This is a genomic window from Trichococcus pasteurii (genome assembly GCF_900112935.1).
GTDB lineage: Bacteria > Bacillota > Bacilli > Lactobacillales > Aerococcaceae > Trichococcus > Trichococcus pasteurii.
Window position 1 is genome coordinate 1 of sequence record NZ_FONM01000020.1, and the last position, 16,002, is coordinate 16,002.

Consider the following 16,002-nt stretch of genomic DNA (forward strand, 5'->3'; position numbering starts at 1 on the left):
CATGCCCGTTTTCTTTCGGACCTTCGGCTCAGGTAAAAGATCCTCATCTGCATACTTTTTTGCGGTGCGCCAGTTGATTTCCAATTCGTCAGCTATGTGTTGAATAGATTTATCGTGATTGTTTCGTAGATTTCTGATAGTATTAATATCGGTCATTGCGAGCATTCCCTTTCTTACCTCCAGTTACAGTGTCGGAACTATAACTTTAGAGGAATTTCAGGACGCCCGCAATGGCTTTTTATTTTACCCTAAGCTGCTTGCGGAGCTATGTACTTTTGCGCTGCAATTGTATGTACGTTTATCTTGCCACAAACAGCACAGCATAGCGTCACTGATAACCTTAACTTTTTTCGTCTGTTCTCCATGTATCTATACTCTTTTTTTTACTATTCTAATAAACATATACCAGTTAAACGCTATTCCCAGCATTAATAGTATTCCTCCAAAAATGTAAGTATTCTTACTTACGTTCTCAAGGTAACCTAATAAGAAAATAAAAACTAAAGAAATGAGCACTATTCCAAACATCAAATTAACAAATATATAAAGTGATTTTTTCATACGTCCTACCTCCAAATATTCAGTGTCACCTAAAATGGCACCTCTTGGATTATCTTAATGTTTCGATCAGGTCTTTTTTAGCAGCTGCTGAAGCAGGCATGACAGAAAAAATCAAACCGATCCCAGTCGATACACTTATGGCTAAAAACACAGTGAAAAATTCAATTGAAATTGGAATGTCAATGATGGATCCAATGATGTAAGCCAAACCGATGCCTACAATATAGCCCACAATCCCTCCAAACAAGGTCAGTGTGACGCCCTCCAAAAGAAATTGCATCCGAATGGAATTTTGGGTCGCTCCCAGCGCACGTCGAATCCCAATCTCCTTTGTCCTTTCTGAGACAGAAATGTACATCATATTCATGACACCTACACCTGCAATAAATAGTGATATGCCAGCAACTGCTGAAATAAATACGGTGATTGTCCGGAGAATTTTACTGATCCCGTCCGTTAATAAGGCGGTATCGAATACTTGATACTCACCAAAAGCTTTCATTGCGCCCTTTTCCTCGAGTTGTTCAATCACATCCATTGTCACGGAACTAGGAGACACCCCTTTTTCTAAGGTTACGGTCAAGGAAGATTTTTCAGCAGTCTCATTAAAATAGTTCAGATATGTTTTTTTGGGAATTTGAATGTTGCTTTCTGGCATAGAAAACATGCTTTCTGACTCCGAGCCTCGATAAATCCCAATTATTTTAAATAGATGGCCTTCTAATTCAATACCACGATCCAATGCATTTTCAACACTTCCATACATCTCTTTTGCGGTAACAGAATCTATCATAGCAACTTTACCCAGTGTCTCGTTTTCATACGAGGTTAGCTGGCGTCCAGCGATGGGCTCCTTACCCAGATCATTTATTAAAGAAACTTGTTTATTTTGTTTTTTGCCTTTAATATAGATACTTTTATAAATGTTCGAATAATCTGGGTCAGGGTAATTTGCGGATTGTACACCCTCAACTTGCTTTACGGTTGCAATGTCTACATCTGTGAAATAATCCAAACTGCTAGAGTTCAGACTATCGTTACTTGGGGCATAATTTACTTGTATGGTTACTTCATCCGTTTCACCATTGGTTAAATTCTTTAACGTTTCTTTCTCAAATCCGCGACCGATTGATAAAATAGTGATGACGGAGGCAATCCCAATAACAATGCCAAATATTGTTAACAGGCTTCGTTTTCTGTTTTTTAAGATTGCTTTAGTAGCAGTTCGCCAATTAACGTATATGTTCATTGGCGTAACGCCTTATCTTCAATAATCTCACCATCGCGAATACTTATTAATCTTGAACAATAAGGGACCATATCAGGGTTATGTGTAACGAGAATAATCGTAACCTGATCTTGGGTATTCAAATCCACAAATAACTTCATAATTTCCTCAGAAGTATGCGAATCCAATGCCCCCGTTGGCTCATCCGCAATGAGGAATTTAGGTTGGTTGATCAACGCTCTGGCAATTGCCACTCGCTGCTGTTGACCGCCAGATAATTGTTTCAGGTGTTTATCCGCCTTATCGGCTAGGCCAACTTTTTTCAAAACAGCCATTACCTTTTCTTCTGTTTGATGAAATTTATAGCCATTATAAAGCAAGGGTAATTCAACATTTTCAAAAACAGTATTATTTTCGATCAAGCTGAAATTTTGAAACACAAAGCCCACAGTTTGATTCCGGATTTTTGAGAGGATTTCATCGGAAGAAGTCAATAAAGCCTTTCCCTCGAATAAGTACTGTCCTTCGAATTGTTTATCGATGAATCCTAGTAAATTAATTAAGGTTGATTTGCCCGATCCCGATGGACCCATAATGGCAATCATTTCACCTGGAGCAATCGCCAGATTAATATTTTTTAGGACATGCAGGCTTTCTTCATCGTTCTTATAGTATTTATTCACATTAACCAAACTGATCATCTAATTCACCATCACTTCTTGGCCGTCTTTTAAATCTTGGGACGGATTGGAAATAATTCGATCTTTTTCTTTTAATCCCTCTGTGACAACAAAAACACCGTCTCTATTTTCTGACAGGATTGGCTGTTTTTTGACAGTTCCTTTGGAATAGACAAAAACATACTGCTTATCCTCTTCGTTCAGGATTGCCTTTTCGGGTATACGCAGTTCATTAACGGGTACATAAATTTGGCAACTATACCCATATTGTAAATTTTCTGATGGTTTTACTTTGAAGGAATAATTTGCCACATTAGATTGTGCCGTCGCAGTCCCCTCAGTAGCCGTAGACTCCGGCAATATACTGACTTCTGTAATCGTACCTGCAATTTTTTTATTACTGTTCAGCAATTGGATTTCCACAGCTTGATCTGTTGCTAAGTGTCTGTAATCATACTCGGAAACTAATGCTTTTATGATCGTGTCTTTGCCTAAAATCTTAATAACGGGAACACTCGCATTTGTTTTCCCTTTCGGTTCCACAATGGCGGTTCCGTCAGTTGTCGCTGCTACATTTGTTGTAATTTTATTCTTGGCAAGTTCCATGTTTTGAGTGGAAGTGGATAAATCCAAGTTTGCGGAATCCAGTGCCTGCTGCGCTTGTGAGATGACTTCTTCCTGAGAATAAATAGCTTCTTTATACTGATCCATTTTAGCTTGTTCTTCTTGGCGAATGGTTTGACCTTCCATTGAATCGGCATCAGCATTATTGAATATACTTAATGCTTCATTCAAACTATTCCGGATATTTTGTTTTTTTGTATACGTGTTGTCCAGATTTTCTTGTGCATTATTCACCGCTAAAGCTAGTTTATCGAGCGTTTGTTGCTGTTCCGTTATTTGATCTTGTACGGTTTCGTTTTGATAAACCAAGACTACCGTGTCTGCACTGATCTCTTGATTATTGGTTACTAAAATGTCAGAAACCTCGCCCTTTGTCTGATCAAAATAGAATTCCTCTACATTTTGAGCCGCAACGGATCCATTAAAAATTAAATCATCGGCTTTTTTTATCGTTACCGCGTCATAGGAAGCCACTGCAGGTTCCTGCTGCTGTTTTTGTTTGAAAAAAAATGCCGTACTGATCGCTAAAATGGCGATCACTCCCCATACGGCACTAAAGATTATGCGCTTCTTTTTGGATAGTGGATTCATTTTAAAGCCTTTTTTAATGTCGTGCTCTTCCTTTAGCTTGTCTCTCTTCATTTCTACGCCTCTGTTTCGGCTTTAAATAGGTAGATTATGGACAAAATCGCTGGTAGGGAAACAAGCGCTTGTAGACCAATACTTACGATCGAGATCATGCTGGCAAATTCGGTAAATCCTTGAATTTCTATTTTGGGAGTGAACAGCAAGGAATAAATAATCCCAGTTACGATCCAAAATAAATGGAGGTAGTAAGGCGTTTTTGCAGTTGCGACGCCTTCTTTTAGTTTTTTATGTGCAGAGATGAGCATAATCAGGATTGTAATCGAGATGATTACGCCAATAACGGCATAAGCTTTTGTTCCTATACTATTTGCTTGTTCATATAATTGCGTGGCTGAAGATCCGTAGACGGCTTCTGTGTAGAGCGATTTGTCAGGATTTAAGACTCCCGCTAGCCCTATAATTGATGTGAGCAGCCCCAGAGCTTTTAAAACTAATAACACCATATTCCAATTTTTAGCCTTTTTAAGATAATGCGGTTTGTCTTTTGTTTTCATTTTTAGATACACACCTTTTCATTGATATATTTTAACTCAACTTTCGCACCTTGAGAACGAGTTCAAAAAATTGATATAACAACGTTTCTGTTTATAAATTTATGCATTATACTCTGTTACCTTATGAAATCAGCATCCAATTTTTATCAAATATATGTGAGTTCCCTTTTTCGTATCCTAATTGTCCAGTAATCACATTTATTAGTGTAGATTTACCAGCACCAGATGGCCCTAAAAATCCAAAAATTTCATTTTTCTTAATAGAAATGTTCAAATCATTCAAAGCTATATAATTTCCGTATTTTTTGGTAAGGTTACTAACCTCAATTATCGTATTATTCATTTTCCCCTCCTGAGTTACTGAAAATAGTGATAAATAACTATAAATAATGAAATTATTAAGATAGATATGAGAGAAGATATTTCATTTGAGAAATATTTACGAGCAAAAAATGTAATAATAAAAAAAACTAATACAAATATGAATATAATAATGTTACTTTTTTTCAAAATTAACACCTCCTAAATATTTAATAATATATATATTTATTAAGTATAATCCCAATAACGAAAATAATAGAATCATTTGAACGACTAACATATTAATAAAAGGGGTTATTTTAATGGTTTATTGACTTATGAATAGATTAAAAATTGAAAAAAATATCCCCGGTGTGTATATTGTCGAAAAGATGTTTAATCAATGTTTCCCCTCCCACACACATCCAGATTATAGTTGCTAATAATCCTACTTCAGGCTGAATAGTAATATATTTGCAGAAAACCAAAATCTAATAGTTTATCGTTCATATATTTTACATATTCTGATATACTGATAAAGTCAAACGCTCCCATTACATCGTGACAAAAGAATGGAACGCTAACAGACTGTTGGAAACCTAAAATTGTACTTTTTTCTGCCACGCCAGAAATTTCTTTATGCAAAACCATGTGCATCTATTCACAGCGAATTATAGAATTAAAAAAATCATAAATCCCCACATAGTAATGCCTCCTAAATAATATTGTTATAAGGAGTATATTTTTACATGGGTGATTAACGGAAAAATGACACGAACAAGAAACTTTTGTTGCAAAGATGAGACGTTTTATAGTGCTGATAAAAGGAGTTCTTATGGAAATTTATGAAGCAGTCGCAACTCTTAGAAAAGATAAGAATATAAAAATTGAAGAAGCGATTGGCAACAGTATGTCCAGAGCCAGCTTTAATCGTTATATTAACGGGAAAACTGATTTGTATACCTCGCATTTTTTGGAACTATTGGAAAAATTACATGTAAGCTTGGAAGAAATTGAATTTATGTGTAATGGGTATACAGATAACGTTGAAAAACAATTAATGAAAGAATTGAAGCATGCGTTTGAAGATCAGAATATTCATGAGCTTAATTTTATACTGCAGCATTGCCGGAACGAGTATGCCCTCGACAAAAATGTATTATATAGTCATTTGGCCTCACTGACAGAGGTCCTTCTGGCAAGGCTTGAACATAAAAATATAGATCTTAAAGAGAATGAATTATATAAATACCTGGTCAAAACGGAAACATGGACGCGTTACGAACTTGTCATGTTCAATAATTCTATGTTCTATTTTGATGCCGAAGCTTTAAAACAAATATTGCCAAAAGCAATCAACAAGTTAGCTTACTATAAAGAAATAAATCCTTATGCAAACGAAGGATTCAGACTACTAATAAACGCCATCATTGCATTCATCAGTAAAAATGAAATTCATCAGGCGCTGATATATATTCGTATATTGGAAAAACATCCTTTGAATGAAGATCAAGCTTATGAAGCTCTCTTACAGAAATTTTTGATTGGGGTTAAACTCATTTTGATTGATGACTCTAAGGGTGATGAAGTCGTTAAGGATTGTATTCAGACCATGCAATTCTTAAATATGGAAAAGATGGCAATTATGTCTACTGGGCTCATAGAACATATATTAGAAAACAAACAAAAAAATCAGCTGCAGTGATCACTCTGCAGCTGATTTTTATTGTTTCAGGTCAAATAGAAAGGTGGAGCCTTTTCCCGGGGTGCTTTCGACCGACAAAACGATGCCGTGGCGATCGGCTATCTGCTTGGCGACGGCCAAACCCAGACCTGTGCCTTGCTTGTTGCTTTCTTCGTTTGATTTGAAGAACTTTTCGAAGATGTATGGTTGATCCTTTTCCGGGATTCCTGGCCCGTTGTCAGTGATAGCCAATCGGCAGCCCTCACCTGCGCCAGTCAACGTGATCCGGATTTCACTCTTTTCGGCTGAAAATTTGACGGCATTCTCCATCACGGCAAGCAGCATCTGCCGCAGCCGGGTATAGTCGCCCATCAGCATGAACGTCAGCGGCTCCTTTGTGAAAGTCAGCGTGATTTCCTTTTCCCTGGCGATGTAGCGCACGGAACGGATGGCGTTCTCCACGACATCCACAAAATTCAAGGAACTCATCTCCATTTGATAGTCCGGGTTCTGCAGCCGCGACAGCTCCAGCAGATCGTTGATCATCCGCTCCAGATGGATGCTTTCGGTCAACATCTGTTGGTAGTATTCATCGATTTTGGCGGGATCCTCGACGACATGATCGTTCAAGGCCTCCAGCGAGCCGCGGATGACCGTGACCGGCGTGCGCAATTCATGGGAAATGCTCGTGATGAAATCCTTGCGCATCTTATCCAACTTGGCGCTTTCTTGCGCAGCCTCAGCCAACTTGTCCGCCAGGATATCGATGTTGGCGGCAAGCGAACCCATTTCATCATTTTGAATGATCCCCGTTTGGGCTTCGTAATGGTTATCCGCCAACTGCTGTGTCGTTTCTTCCATCCTCTTCAGCGGCTGGATGAACCGTTTCGCCAACAGGACCGCTATCCCGACCGCGGCGATCAAAGCCAAAGCCAAGCTGATTCCCAAAGTCGAAAATCCCGACCGCACGGCAGCCTGCATGTTTGCGATATAGTCGTGCAAAAGGACCGCAGCGATAACCTCCCCTTCTGCGGAGAGCACCGGCGCCCCGACCGTGATGGAGGTATCCTCCAACAACGGGCTGAAGCCTTCGCTGAAGGCGACGTCCCCTTCGAATACCTCATCGACAAGCGCAAGCGCAGCGCTTGGTAGTTCGGCATAGGTGATCGCTTTTTTGCCGGTTCCGACACTGATTGTCTCTGCGGATTGGTCGACGATCCATACCTCGCCCATCGCGATATCCTGAATGGCCGTGATATAGGTGTTGTATCCGCTCGTATTGTTGCGCCCGGTTGTCCCCGTCGCCCCAATTTGTGCGAGCAGGGCAGTTCCTGTTTGTTTACCGTTGGCACTGCCCTTTGCAATGACCGGAACCTCATCTAAAGCGGTACTCCCGTCTTCCAAATAATCCGCCACGCCGGCAGCAATCGCCTCAGCCCGTTCCTGCATATCCGCCCGGTAAATTTGTTCGGTATGACGGGTGAACAGCAGCAGGAAGGCCCCTCCGACAACCAAGGAAAACAGCAAGATGACGGAAGTGAAATAGAGGACCAGTTTGCGGGTGATCTTATACTTCATCTGGGTTCACCTCAAATTTGTAGCCGATGCCCCAAACGGTTTTGATGTCCCACGACGGATGGGGAATTTGATCGATCTTTGCCCGCAGGCGCTTGATGTGCGAGTCGACCGTCCGATTATCGCCGAAATAGTCGTAGCCCCAGACACTATCCAACAGATTGTCGCGGCTGAACACCTTGTTCTTGTTTGTCGCCAAAATCCAAAGCAGCTCGATCTCTTTTTTCGTGAGATGGACTTGGTGCCCGGCGACCTTTACGATGAATTCGTCCAATCGGATCTCCAGATTTTCATGGACGTAGAGTTTATGGTGATCCTTGTTGTCCGATGTCTGATCCAACCGCCGTAGGATTGCCCGAATGCGCGCCATCACTTCACCCGGCGAAAAAGGCTTGACGATGTAGTCGTCCGCTCCGATATCCAAGCCCATGATCCGTTCAAAATCTTCCCCTCTGGCGGTCACCATGATGATGGGAATCGAGGAAACTTTCCGGATTTCCCTGCACACTTCGAAGCCATCCTTTTTCGGCATCATCACATCCAGCAAAATCAAATCGAATTTGTCTTTCCCGAATTCCTGCAGCGCCTGTTCGCCATCATAGGCGACGACCGCCTCGTAGCCATCCTTTTCTGAATACTCCTTCAGGATGGATGTTATTTGTTTGTTGTCATCCGCAATCAATAGCTTTACCATCGTACTCCCTCCTCGGGGAAATCATACTGCAAAAATATGGCAAGATTATGTTTTCACCCCGATAATACCACACAAATGTGCCTTTAAAAACACGCTTCTGCCATACTTTTTGATTATTCTTAGGTCAGTAAGAAATAACAAAAAATCATACCAGGGGGAAACAAAAATGAACAAGACAAGAATCATGACCATCCTATCCGTTGCAGGCTTTTTTGTTGGAGGTGCAGCACCGGTACTGGCAGCGAGCGACACGGCAGCCCAGAACGGCACGATGACCCAAGAGCAAATCAAGTCAGGCGAATGCACAAATGAAGGAGCAAAAAAACAAGGCAATGAAGAGGCAACCATGAAACGTGCCCGCGAGAAAAGCGGCACGTGCGATGGAACGGGTACGCAAGCCAATCAGGATGGTAACCAAAACGCTACGGGCGAAGCAGACGGCGACGGCAACCAATACGGTACGGCTGAAACGGACAATGACGGCAAAAACGGTGTCCGCGATCAATCTTGCCAAACTGAATAACAGTCCATCACATTAGAGTGAAGACTATAAGACAAGAAGGGGCGGTCTCGCAATGAGATCGCCCCTTTTTGTGCGTATTCCACTTTTGCAGCTGAAATCCCACAGATCGAGAGAACAAGACTGCAAAAACATACCCGCCAGCTCCGGCCAGGCTTTCGTTCGCCGGAGGAGCCGGTAAATAGATGGGCTCTTCTCCGATGTAGCTTCAGCTGGTCGGAAGACGGCATCTGAATGTGGTGTCAACTCCGGCGAAGCCTCCTTAACCGGAGCTGGGTAGCCCCACAACTTCTCCATGCAAAAACTCCTCAACCTATCCAATGCTTCGCCCATAACTCATGACCGCAAGCAGCGCCATGTACGCGAGGAAAACAAAATCGTTGCCGGAAAAACCTATCTTATAATAGTAGGTCCGGCTCTCATTGCCGGAAAACCTTTTCGCTTCCATCGCCACGGCGATGCGATGCGCACGCCGGATGCTCCCTGACAAGAGCGGGATGGTGTAGACCTTCATCCTGAAGAGAATACCCTGCAAGCCTTTCACCTTTTCGCTTCCGCGCACCTTGCGAGCATTGCGGATCGTTTCGAATTCTTCCGTCATGATAGGAATCAACCGCAGCGCAGCCATGAAGCTGTAGGCATATTTCGGATCCAGGCGCAGCTGCTGCATCAACGAATAGAACAAATTGACCGGACGGGTCGTCAATGCGAAGGTCAAGCCCAAAACGGCGAAGACCATGGCGCGCAGTCCTATCAGCATGCCCCGCAAAAAACTCTCCTCAGTGATGCGGATCAGCCCCCATTCGAACCAAAGCGTTTCGCCTTTCCCGAACATGATCATGGCGCTGGCTGTCGACACGAAAATGGCACAGAAAGGAATCAACAGCAACAAGATCCGCTTCAACGGCTGTCCCGTGAACAGCAGGAACAGGACCAAAAGCCCACTGCCGATGAAGGCCATAATCTCAAGGTTGCGGACAAACAGTACAGCGATGCAGAGCAGCAGCGCCATGCCTAATTTCAAGCTAGGATTGACACGGTGAAGCCAGGTTTCTTTCGCTTGTTCCCATTCCTTCATCCGTATATCCCCCCTTCCAATCGCAATTCAGCGGAGAATGCAGTCTGCATGTCCGTAGCCGATCCGGTTGTGTCCCGGATTTTGCCATCTGCAACCGTCCAAAACGTTGTGCCATAGTTCCGTGAGAGCACTTCATCATGCGTCACCATCAGGATGACGGCGCCCTTTTTCCGGTAGCTCTCCAAAAATTCCAGCAGCGCAAAAGTGTTTTGGGAATCAAGCCCGAAAGTCGGTTCATCCAGAAGGATCAGCTGTTGGCCTTGGATGATCGTCGCCGCTACGCTCAGACGCCGTTTTTGTCCCATCGAAAGTTGGAAAGGATTTTTCTCCCGCTGCCCGCTCAACTGGAAAAGCTCCAGATATTCCTCCACAAGCTTCTCGATTTCCGAATTTCCCTTGCCGTCCAACCGGAGCGAATAAGCCATCTCTTCGTAGACTGTATTCGCCACAAACTGGTACTCCGGATTCTGGAAAACAAAAGCCACCCGTTCGGCCAACTTCTTCAATTTTCTGATTGGCTTCCCCTCCAGCTCGTAGTGCCCGCTCGTTTTGATGAACTGCATGACGGCATGGAGGAAGGTGCTTTTCCCAGCTCCATTTTGGCCGCGGATGATGACCCATTCACCCGGATAGGCAGCCAGCCCGGCACCTTGAATTTTTATTTCCCCATTGCGCAAGCCTTTGAAATCGCGCAATTCCAGCAGCGGACTTTGCAATCTAAAGGCCTTTTGCTCTCGTTCCAACGGCGTTTCTGCCAGATGTTGGTCCCATACCCCCGGGAACCAGATGCCTTGCTCCTTCATCTCATCCTTGTAGGCCGAGAAGATTGTTGCGTTCGGTCCATCGGCGATGATGCGGCCGGATGCATCGAACAATACAAGCCGTTCGGCGAATGCCAGCACATGATCAATTTTGTGTTCCACAATGATGACCGTTTTGTCCTTGCAGACTTGCTTCAGGACCTCCCAGATCGTTTCCGTCCCTTCCGGATCGAGCATGGCGGAGGGCTCATCCAAAAAGAGCACCTCCGGATCCAAGGCCAACACCGAGGCGATCGCCAGCCGCTGCTTCATCCCGCCAGAAAGGCTTGCGATGGGGATATGGCTGTCCGCCAATTCCAAGCCTACTTGCCGGAGCGCAAAGTCTATTTTGGCAGCCATCTCTTCGCGTGGAACCGAGAGATTTTCGAGCACGAAAGCGAGCTCCTCATCAACGTAGGGCATGCAGAATTGGCTGTCCGGGTCCTGGAAAACATAGCCCCAGGAAGCCGGCGTCACAAGCTTATCGGCCTTCATCGGCACTTCGATCGATTGCGGAATCAGCCCGCTCAAAACCTGCAGCAGCGTGGATTTGCCGCAGCCGGATGGCCCCAAAAGCAGCACTTTTTCGCCTTCAGCGACCGAAAAGGAAAGGTCCCTGAACAACAACTCGGCATCGCCGGGAAATTTCAGTTTCAGTTTCTCCACATACGCTTGCCGCTCCATTTCCGCCATCCTCCTTAATCCATATCTGTGAAATCTTCAGTCGAAAGCGGACGGACAAGGTTCGTCACGCCGGTATCCTCCAGGACTTCCGCCAAATAATAGGCCAGCACGCCGGCAAAGAAAATCGATCCGGCAAAACGGGCCAGCAAGTAAAGCGCCAAGTTCCAAGGAGCCAACTCAGCGATCTGCCCGTTCAAAGCATCCACCAAAAGCGAACCCACACAAGATGCCGAAGCTGCCAAAGCGGCAACCTTCAGGTCAAAACGTTTGTAGCGGAAAGCCATGAACACCAATTCCGCAAACAATCCCTGCACCACGCCGGAAAGCAAGACGGTCAGACCCCATGGCGAACCCAAAAGGAATTCGCCTGAAGCCGCAGCGATTTCCGCCAACAGCGCCACACCCGGTTTGCGGATGATGAAATAGGCGACGGTACCGGCGATGAACCACATGCCGTAAAGCAGTTGATCAAGATGGAGACCCAACGGCTGCACCGCGTAATAGACTGTTCCCCACAGGATGTAGACAATCCCGAAAGCGATGGCGATGACGATCGTCACCAAAATATCTGTAAGCTTCAATTCTTTTTTCATTTTTTCTGTCTCCTCTTTGTGTTTGATTTTGTCTTTTATTTTTCCAACGGTACCGGCCACGTTTCCATGCGATAGGCCATTTCCCAAAACGCGTACTCGTACTGGCTGCTGATGATGAAATGCTCTTTCATCCTTTCTCGGTCGGCTTCGCTCACGGCTGCGGCAATCTTGTCCAGATGCGCAATCTGCTCATCCACCCGGTCCTGAAAATCCTTCCCGCCATAGGTAGCGATCCATTCCTGATAGATCGGTTCTTCAGGTGCTGCGTCAATGAAGGCATCCCCGATCTCGGCGTAGAGCCAGTAGCAAGGCAGAACAGCGGCGACGACATCGCCTAGGTGACCTGCGTGGCCGGCGCGATAGAGATGGGAAGTGTAGGCATAGGTTGTGGGCGCGGGCTTGAAAAGCTCTTTTTCCTCCGCGGTGATGCCCAGCCTTTTCGAAAACTGTTCATGCAGACCGATTTCGGCGCTGTACGTATGCTTCGCGAAGTCGGCGAACTGGTTGGTAGTCGCGATATCCGGTGCTTTGGCTGCACCAAGGGCCAAAATTTTGGCGAAGCGCGTCAGGTAATAGGAATCCTGCTGGATATAGAAACGGAAATTCTCCAAAGGCAAAGTGCCGTCCCCGATCCCTTTAACGAACGGATGCTCCATGCTGGCTGCCCAGATTGGTTCAACCGCTTGGCGGATTTGTGCTGAAAATGTCATTGCTTTCCCTCCATATGCTGTGAGCGATCCGCCAGGGTCCCGACTCATCCGGACGGCCGCTCTTGATTTTTGCAAACAAAAAAACCACTCTCTTCCCAACGGAAAAAAGTGGTTGTATGTTCCTTATGCAATAGGGACTTACTTAGCCAAAAAAGGCTGCCACTTCCCTACGCTGGTACAAACCAGATCAGGTTCTAAGGGTCTCGAAGTCCTACTTCGATCTCAGCTTTTTGGCGGACAGTCATCCGCCGGTAAAGCACCCCTAGTGGTTAAAAAGAATATTCAGTTCATTTGCTGTTGTTCCTATCGTATCATAATTTTTCCGGAAGTCAACTCGCCCTGTTGCACCAAACGTCACCGTTTCTTGTGTTTATTCACCATATGCAGTCAACAACGCTTGTCCATCCGCTTCAAAAACCTGCAATGCCTGCAGCGCCAAATCTTTGTTCAGCATGTTATTCAGGACATCCGGAGGGATTGTGGCAGTATGGGCGCCCGCCTCCAAAGAATCGATGACTTGTTGGGAGTTTTTGAAGCTCGCTGCCATGATTTTGGTCCTGTAGCCTCTGGCATCGATGAAGGTCCGCATCGAACGGATCGCCTTGTAGGGATCGATCGCATTGTTCAGCATCCTGTTCACATACGGTGCCAGATAATCGCATCCGGCTGCGGCGGCCAGGATCCCCTGGTCCGCAGAGTAGATCAGCGTGCCCAGGATCGCTCTTTCCGGATCATCCTTTTTCACTTTTTTGATTGTTTCCAAGCCTGCTTTTGTCACGGGAATCTTTATCGAAAGTCGGTGATTTGCATCAAATGTCTTTATTGCTTCATAATCGGCAAACATTTCTTCAGAAGTCGTACCCAGCAATTGTACAAAAAGTTCCGTCGGCTCCAAAGCCAATAAATCTTGTAATTGTTTGAAGCGACTGCCGGAACCAGTCGACAAAATTGTCGGGTTGGTGGTGACTCCTTTCAGAAATCCGCTTTTCAAAAAACTTCCGATTGCTTTGATGTCGTTCGAATCTATGTACATACGCCACTACCCCACAGTTTCAGTGATTTTGATGATGGTTCCTTCCGCGATTTCGTTCACTGTTTTGTTTTCAACATACAGCGAGCCTGCCAATTCAGCGACGGTTTCCCCGCTGAAGTTGATGGTGATGTGCCCCAGATCCCTGAGGTTTTTGTTGACCACATTACCCACAGCTGTGACGCGATAACTTTCATCGCCGATAACCAACGCGTGTCCTAGTTGAATATCCTGCTCCAGTGCATTTTGTTCGATCAGGAAGCAATAAGGCCGCAATGCTTCCGGAGCATCGTCTCCGAACAATACCATCATATCCTCAGCTAAAAACTCCTTAGCATTAGGTCCGATTTCTGTGACTACCGTTGAATAAATTGACATTTTTCTTCACCTTTTCCGATTATTAGTTTTTAACCAAAGGCTGAACGAATCCGTTCAGCCTTTCTTATTTTTCTTAGTATAGTCCGAAGCTTGCTAACCAAGCGACGAATACGCGGGGCACACCGTTCAGGAATCGAGAATAAAGAACAGATGGCACGCCGACTTCTACTGTTTTAGCTTCTGCTTCTTGCAAGCCTAACCCGACTGGAATGAAATCGCAAGCATTTTGTGTGTTGATGGCGAATAAAGCTGGTAAAGCTAAGCTTGGTTCGATATTGCCTTTACCGATTTCAACACCGATCAATGTTCCGATTACTTGCGCGATTACTGCACCAGGTCCCAATAGCGGAGAAAGGATCGGCAAGGAGCAGATGAAACCGATGACCATCAATCCCCAAACATTGCCGGCCAATGGAATCATCATTTTCGCGAACATATTACCGATTCCGCTGCCTTGGATGATACCGATCAGCATCGCTACAAAGGCCATGAACGGAATGATTGTCTGCAAGACTGTCTGCACCGCTTCACGGGCTGATTGCAGCATGATGGCGATCCCTTTACCTGCAGCCAAACCGATTTTTGCCACTACGCTGCCTTTTTCTGCATTTTGTTGCGTCAGTTTTTTGTCTGTAGTGTAAGCGACTTTCTCTTCTGCCACTGGTTCTGCAGCTGCTGCGCTTGTTCCCGCTACATTTGCTGTCTCGCCGGTGACTTGGATCTGATTCAAACCAACATTTGAAACGTAAATTTCTTCGTTGATGTATTTAGCCAAAGGACCTGATTTGCCGGTGGCAACGACGTTGATTGTCGGGATGCCTTTTTGAGGATAGATGCCGCATCTCAATGTTCCGCCGCAGTCGATGATAGCCAAAGCTGTTTCATCATCCGGAATGGATGTTTTGAATCCATTTACGGCTTCCATCCCTGTAAGTTCAGCGATTCTGTCTACGATGGCAGGTTTTTCTCCGCCGCCTACGATGTAGATGAATTTATGTTTTTGCTCTGTTGGTGTGATGATCAGTGGTCCGCCCCAGCCGCCGGAACCTTTTTCCACTTTGATGCTGTTATATTTTGTCATAATGAATACCCCTCTCGTTCTCATGCATTCTATTTGTTTTATGCAACATCTTCTTGGTCGTTATTATTGAACTTTCGCGGTTTTGCTCAATTGAATGCCTGATTTTTTGCAGACGTAAGCAGTCGTGAAGTCGGTTACGTATGCGCCTACAGCATTCATCACAAGCCCGACAAGCAGATAACGGATAGCCAGTGGCGTGGTGCTCAATCCAAGCGTTTCAACACCTGAAGCGATCCCCAGGAATACGAACAATTCACCTGCATTGATATGTGGGAAAAGGCCGTTACTTGTATGGTTGTATTGCGCAAGTGCCGCATAGAAACTTGGCTTGTAGAACTCCGGCAGGAATCTGCCTAATGTGAATGAAGCGGGATTCCCCAACATGAACGCTGCCAAGAAAGGCAAGATACAGTTTCTGACCAAGGAATATTTAGAGAAGCGTTGTGCGAGGCCATTGATTTTTTCCTCACCGATCAGCTTGATCACTACGTTCATGAATACCATCAGCATCAAGACGATTGGGACGATGCCGGTCATCCAGCTCATAAATGTGTTTGCACCTAATTGAAATAATCCGATAAAGCTTTCTGCACCTTTAACTAGAAAGTCCATATGTAACACTCCTTATTATATGTATTAT

General features: G+C 44.8%; 17 protein-coding genes and 1 riboswitch. Of the genes, 2 read left to right on the top strand and 15 right to left on the bottom strand.

The window, feature by feature from the left end; all coding sequences use genetic code 11:
* Positions 1-610 precede the first annotated feature (610 nt).
* The 5 genes from BM184_RS13005 to BM184_RS13025 all read right to left on the bottom strand — a co-directional run bounded on the left by BM184_RS13005 (position 611) and on the right by BM184_RS13025 (position 4,578).
* Positions 611-1,810 (bottom strand): ABC transporter permease, encoded by a 1,200-nt coding sequence (locus BM184_RS13005; RefSeq protein WP_086941894.1) that lies wholly within the window; start codon positions 1,808-1,810, stop codon positions 611-613.
* Complete coding sequence (locus tag BM184_RS13010) at positions 1,807-2,490, bottom strand: ABC transporter ATP-binding protein (RefSeq protein ID WP_086941893.1); 684 nt, start codon at positions 2,488-2,490, stop codon at positions 1,807-1,809. Before BM184_RS13010 ends, BM184_RS13005 begins: the two co-directional genes overlap by 4 nt.
* Positions 2,491-3,735: an efflux RND transporter periplasmic adaptor subunit gene (locus tag BM184_RS13015; protein ID WP_086941892.1), complete on the bottom strand. Its 1,245-nt coding sequence runs from the start codon at positions 3,733-3,735 to the stop codon at positions 2,491-2,493.
* A 2-nt stretch (positions 3,736-3,737) separates the two neighbouring features.
* Positions 3,738-4,235: a hypothetical protein gene (locus tag BM184_RS13020; RefSeq protein ID WP_086941891.1), complete on the bottom strand. Its 498-nt coding sequence runs from the start codon at positions 4,233-4,235 to the stop codon at positions 3,738-3,740.
* 121 nt (positions 4,236-4,356) lie between these two features.
* Positions 4,357-4,578 (bottom strand): ATP-binding cassette domain-containing protein, encoded by a 222-nt coding sequence (locus tag BM184_RS13025; protein ID WP_120488146.1) that lies wholly within the window; start codon positions 4,576-4,578, stop codon positions 4,357-4,359.
* A 792-nt stretch (positions 4,579-5,370) separates the two neighbouring features.
* On the opposite strand from BM184_RS13025, the gene BM184_RS13030 reads away from it, so the two are divergent.
* The gene (locus BM184_RS13030) at positions 5,371-6,240 is read left to right on the top strand and encodes an Rgg/GadR/MutR family transcriptional regulator (protein ID WP_177208667.1); all 870 of its coding nucleotides are present in this window, start codon (positions 5,371-5,373) and stop codon (positions 6,238-6,240) included.
* 18 nt (positions 6,241-6,258) lie between these two features.
* On the opposite strand, the gene BM184_RS13035 is transcribed toward BM184_RS13030, so the two are convergent.
* Positions 6,259-7,797: a sensor histidine kinase gene (locus BM184_RS13035; RefSeq protein WP_086941889.1), complete on the bottom strand. Its 1,539-nt coding sequence runs from the start codon at positions 7,795-7,797 to the stop codon at positions 6,259-6,261.
* Positions 7,787-8,488, bottom strand: a complete 702-nt coding sequence (locus BM184_RS13040) for a response regulator transcription factor (protein ID WP_086941888.1) — start codon at positions 8,486-8,488, stop codon at positions 7,787-7,789. Before BM184_RS13040 ends, BM184_RS13035 begins: the two co-directional genes overlap by 11 nt.
* 166 nt (positions 8,489-8,654) lie before the next feature.
* Between BM184_RS13040 and BM184_RS13045 the strand changes: the two genes are divergently transcribed.
* Positions 8,655-9,011, top strand: a complete 357-nt coding sequence (locus tag BM184_RS13045; RefSeq protein ID WP_086941887.1) for a hypothetical protein — start codon at positions 8,655-8,657, stop codon at positions 9,009-9,011.
* A 310-nt stretch (positions 9,012-9,321) separates the two neighbouring features.
* Here the strand turns inward: BM184_RS13045 and BM184_RS13055 are convergent, their stop codons facing one another.
* The 8 genes from BM184_RS13055 to srlA form a co-directional block, all read right to left on the bottom strand.
* Positions 9,322-10,086: an energy-coupling factor transporter transmembrane component T family protein gene (locus BM184_RS13055; RefSeq protein WP_086941885.1), complete on the bottom strand. Its 765-nt coding sequence runs from the start codon at positions 10,084-10,086 to the stop codon at positions 9,322-9,324.
* Entirely contained in the window at positions 10,083-11,570 is a 1,488-nt protein-coding gene (locus BM184_RS13060) for an ABC transporter ATP-binding protein (RefSeq protein WP_086941884.1), read from the bottom strand. Before BM184_RS13060 ends, BM184_RS13055 begins: the two co-directional genes overlap by 4 nt.
* A gap of 14 nt (positions 11,571-11,584) precedes the next feature.
* On the bottom strand, positions 11,585-12,163 hold the full coding sequence (locus tag BM184_RS13065) for an ECF transporter S component (protein WP_086941883.1): 579 nt from the start codon (positions 12,161-12,163) through the stop codon (positions 11,585-11,587).
* Positions 12,164-12,198: 35 nt separating this feature from the next.
* Positions 12,199-12,873: a thiaminase II gene (gene tenA, locus BM184_RS13070; RefSeq protein ID WP_086941882.1), complete on the bottom strand. Its 675-nt coding sequence runs from the start codon at positions 12,871-12,873 to the stop codon at positions 12,199-12,201.
* Between the two features lie 147 nt (positions 12,874-13,020).
* A riboswitch (TPP riboswitch) is annotated at positions 13,021-13,147 on the bottom strand.
* A gap of 96 nt (positions 13,148-13,243) precedes the next feature.
* Complete coding sequence (locus BM184_RS13075; protein ID WP_086941881.1) at positions 13,244-13,906, bottom strand: transaldolase family protein; 663 nt, start codon at positions 13,904-13,906, stop codon at positions 13,244-13,246.
* 6 nt (positions 13,907-13,912) lie between these two features.
* Positions 13,913-14,281 carry a PTS glucitol/sorbitol transporter subunit IIA gene (locus BM184_RS13080; RefSeq protein WP_086941880.1) on the bottom strand — a complete coding sequence of 123 codons (369 nt, stop codon included), beginning with the start codon at positions 14,279-14,281 and terminating at the stop codon, positions 13,913-13,915.
* 73 nt (positions 14,282-14,354) lie between these two features.
* Positions 14,355-15,362: a PTS glucitol/sorbitol transporter subunit IIB gene (gene srlE, locus BM184_RS13085; protein WP_086941879.1), complete on the bottom strand. Its 1,008-nt coding sequence runs from the start codon at positions 15,360-15,362 to the stop codon at positions 14,355-14,357.
* A 63-nt stretch (positions 15,363-15,425) separates the two neighbouring features.
* The gene (srlA, locus tag BM184_RS13090; protein WP_068561270.1) at positions 15,426-15,974 is read right to left on the bottom strand and encodes a PTS glucitol/sorbitol transporter subunit IIC; all 549 of its coding nucleotides are present in this window, start codon (positions 15,972-15,974) and stop codon (positions 15,426-15,428) included.
* Positions 15,975-16,002: the final 28 nt, after the last annotated feature.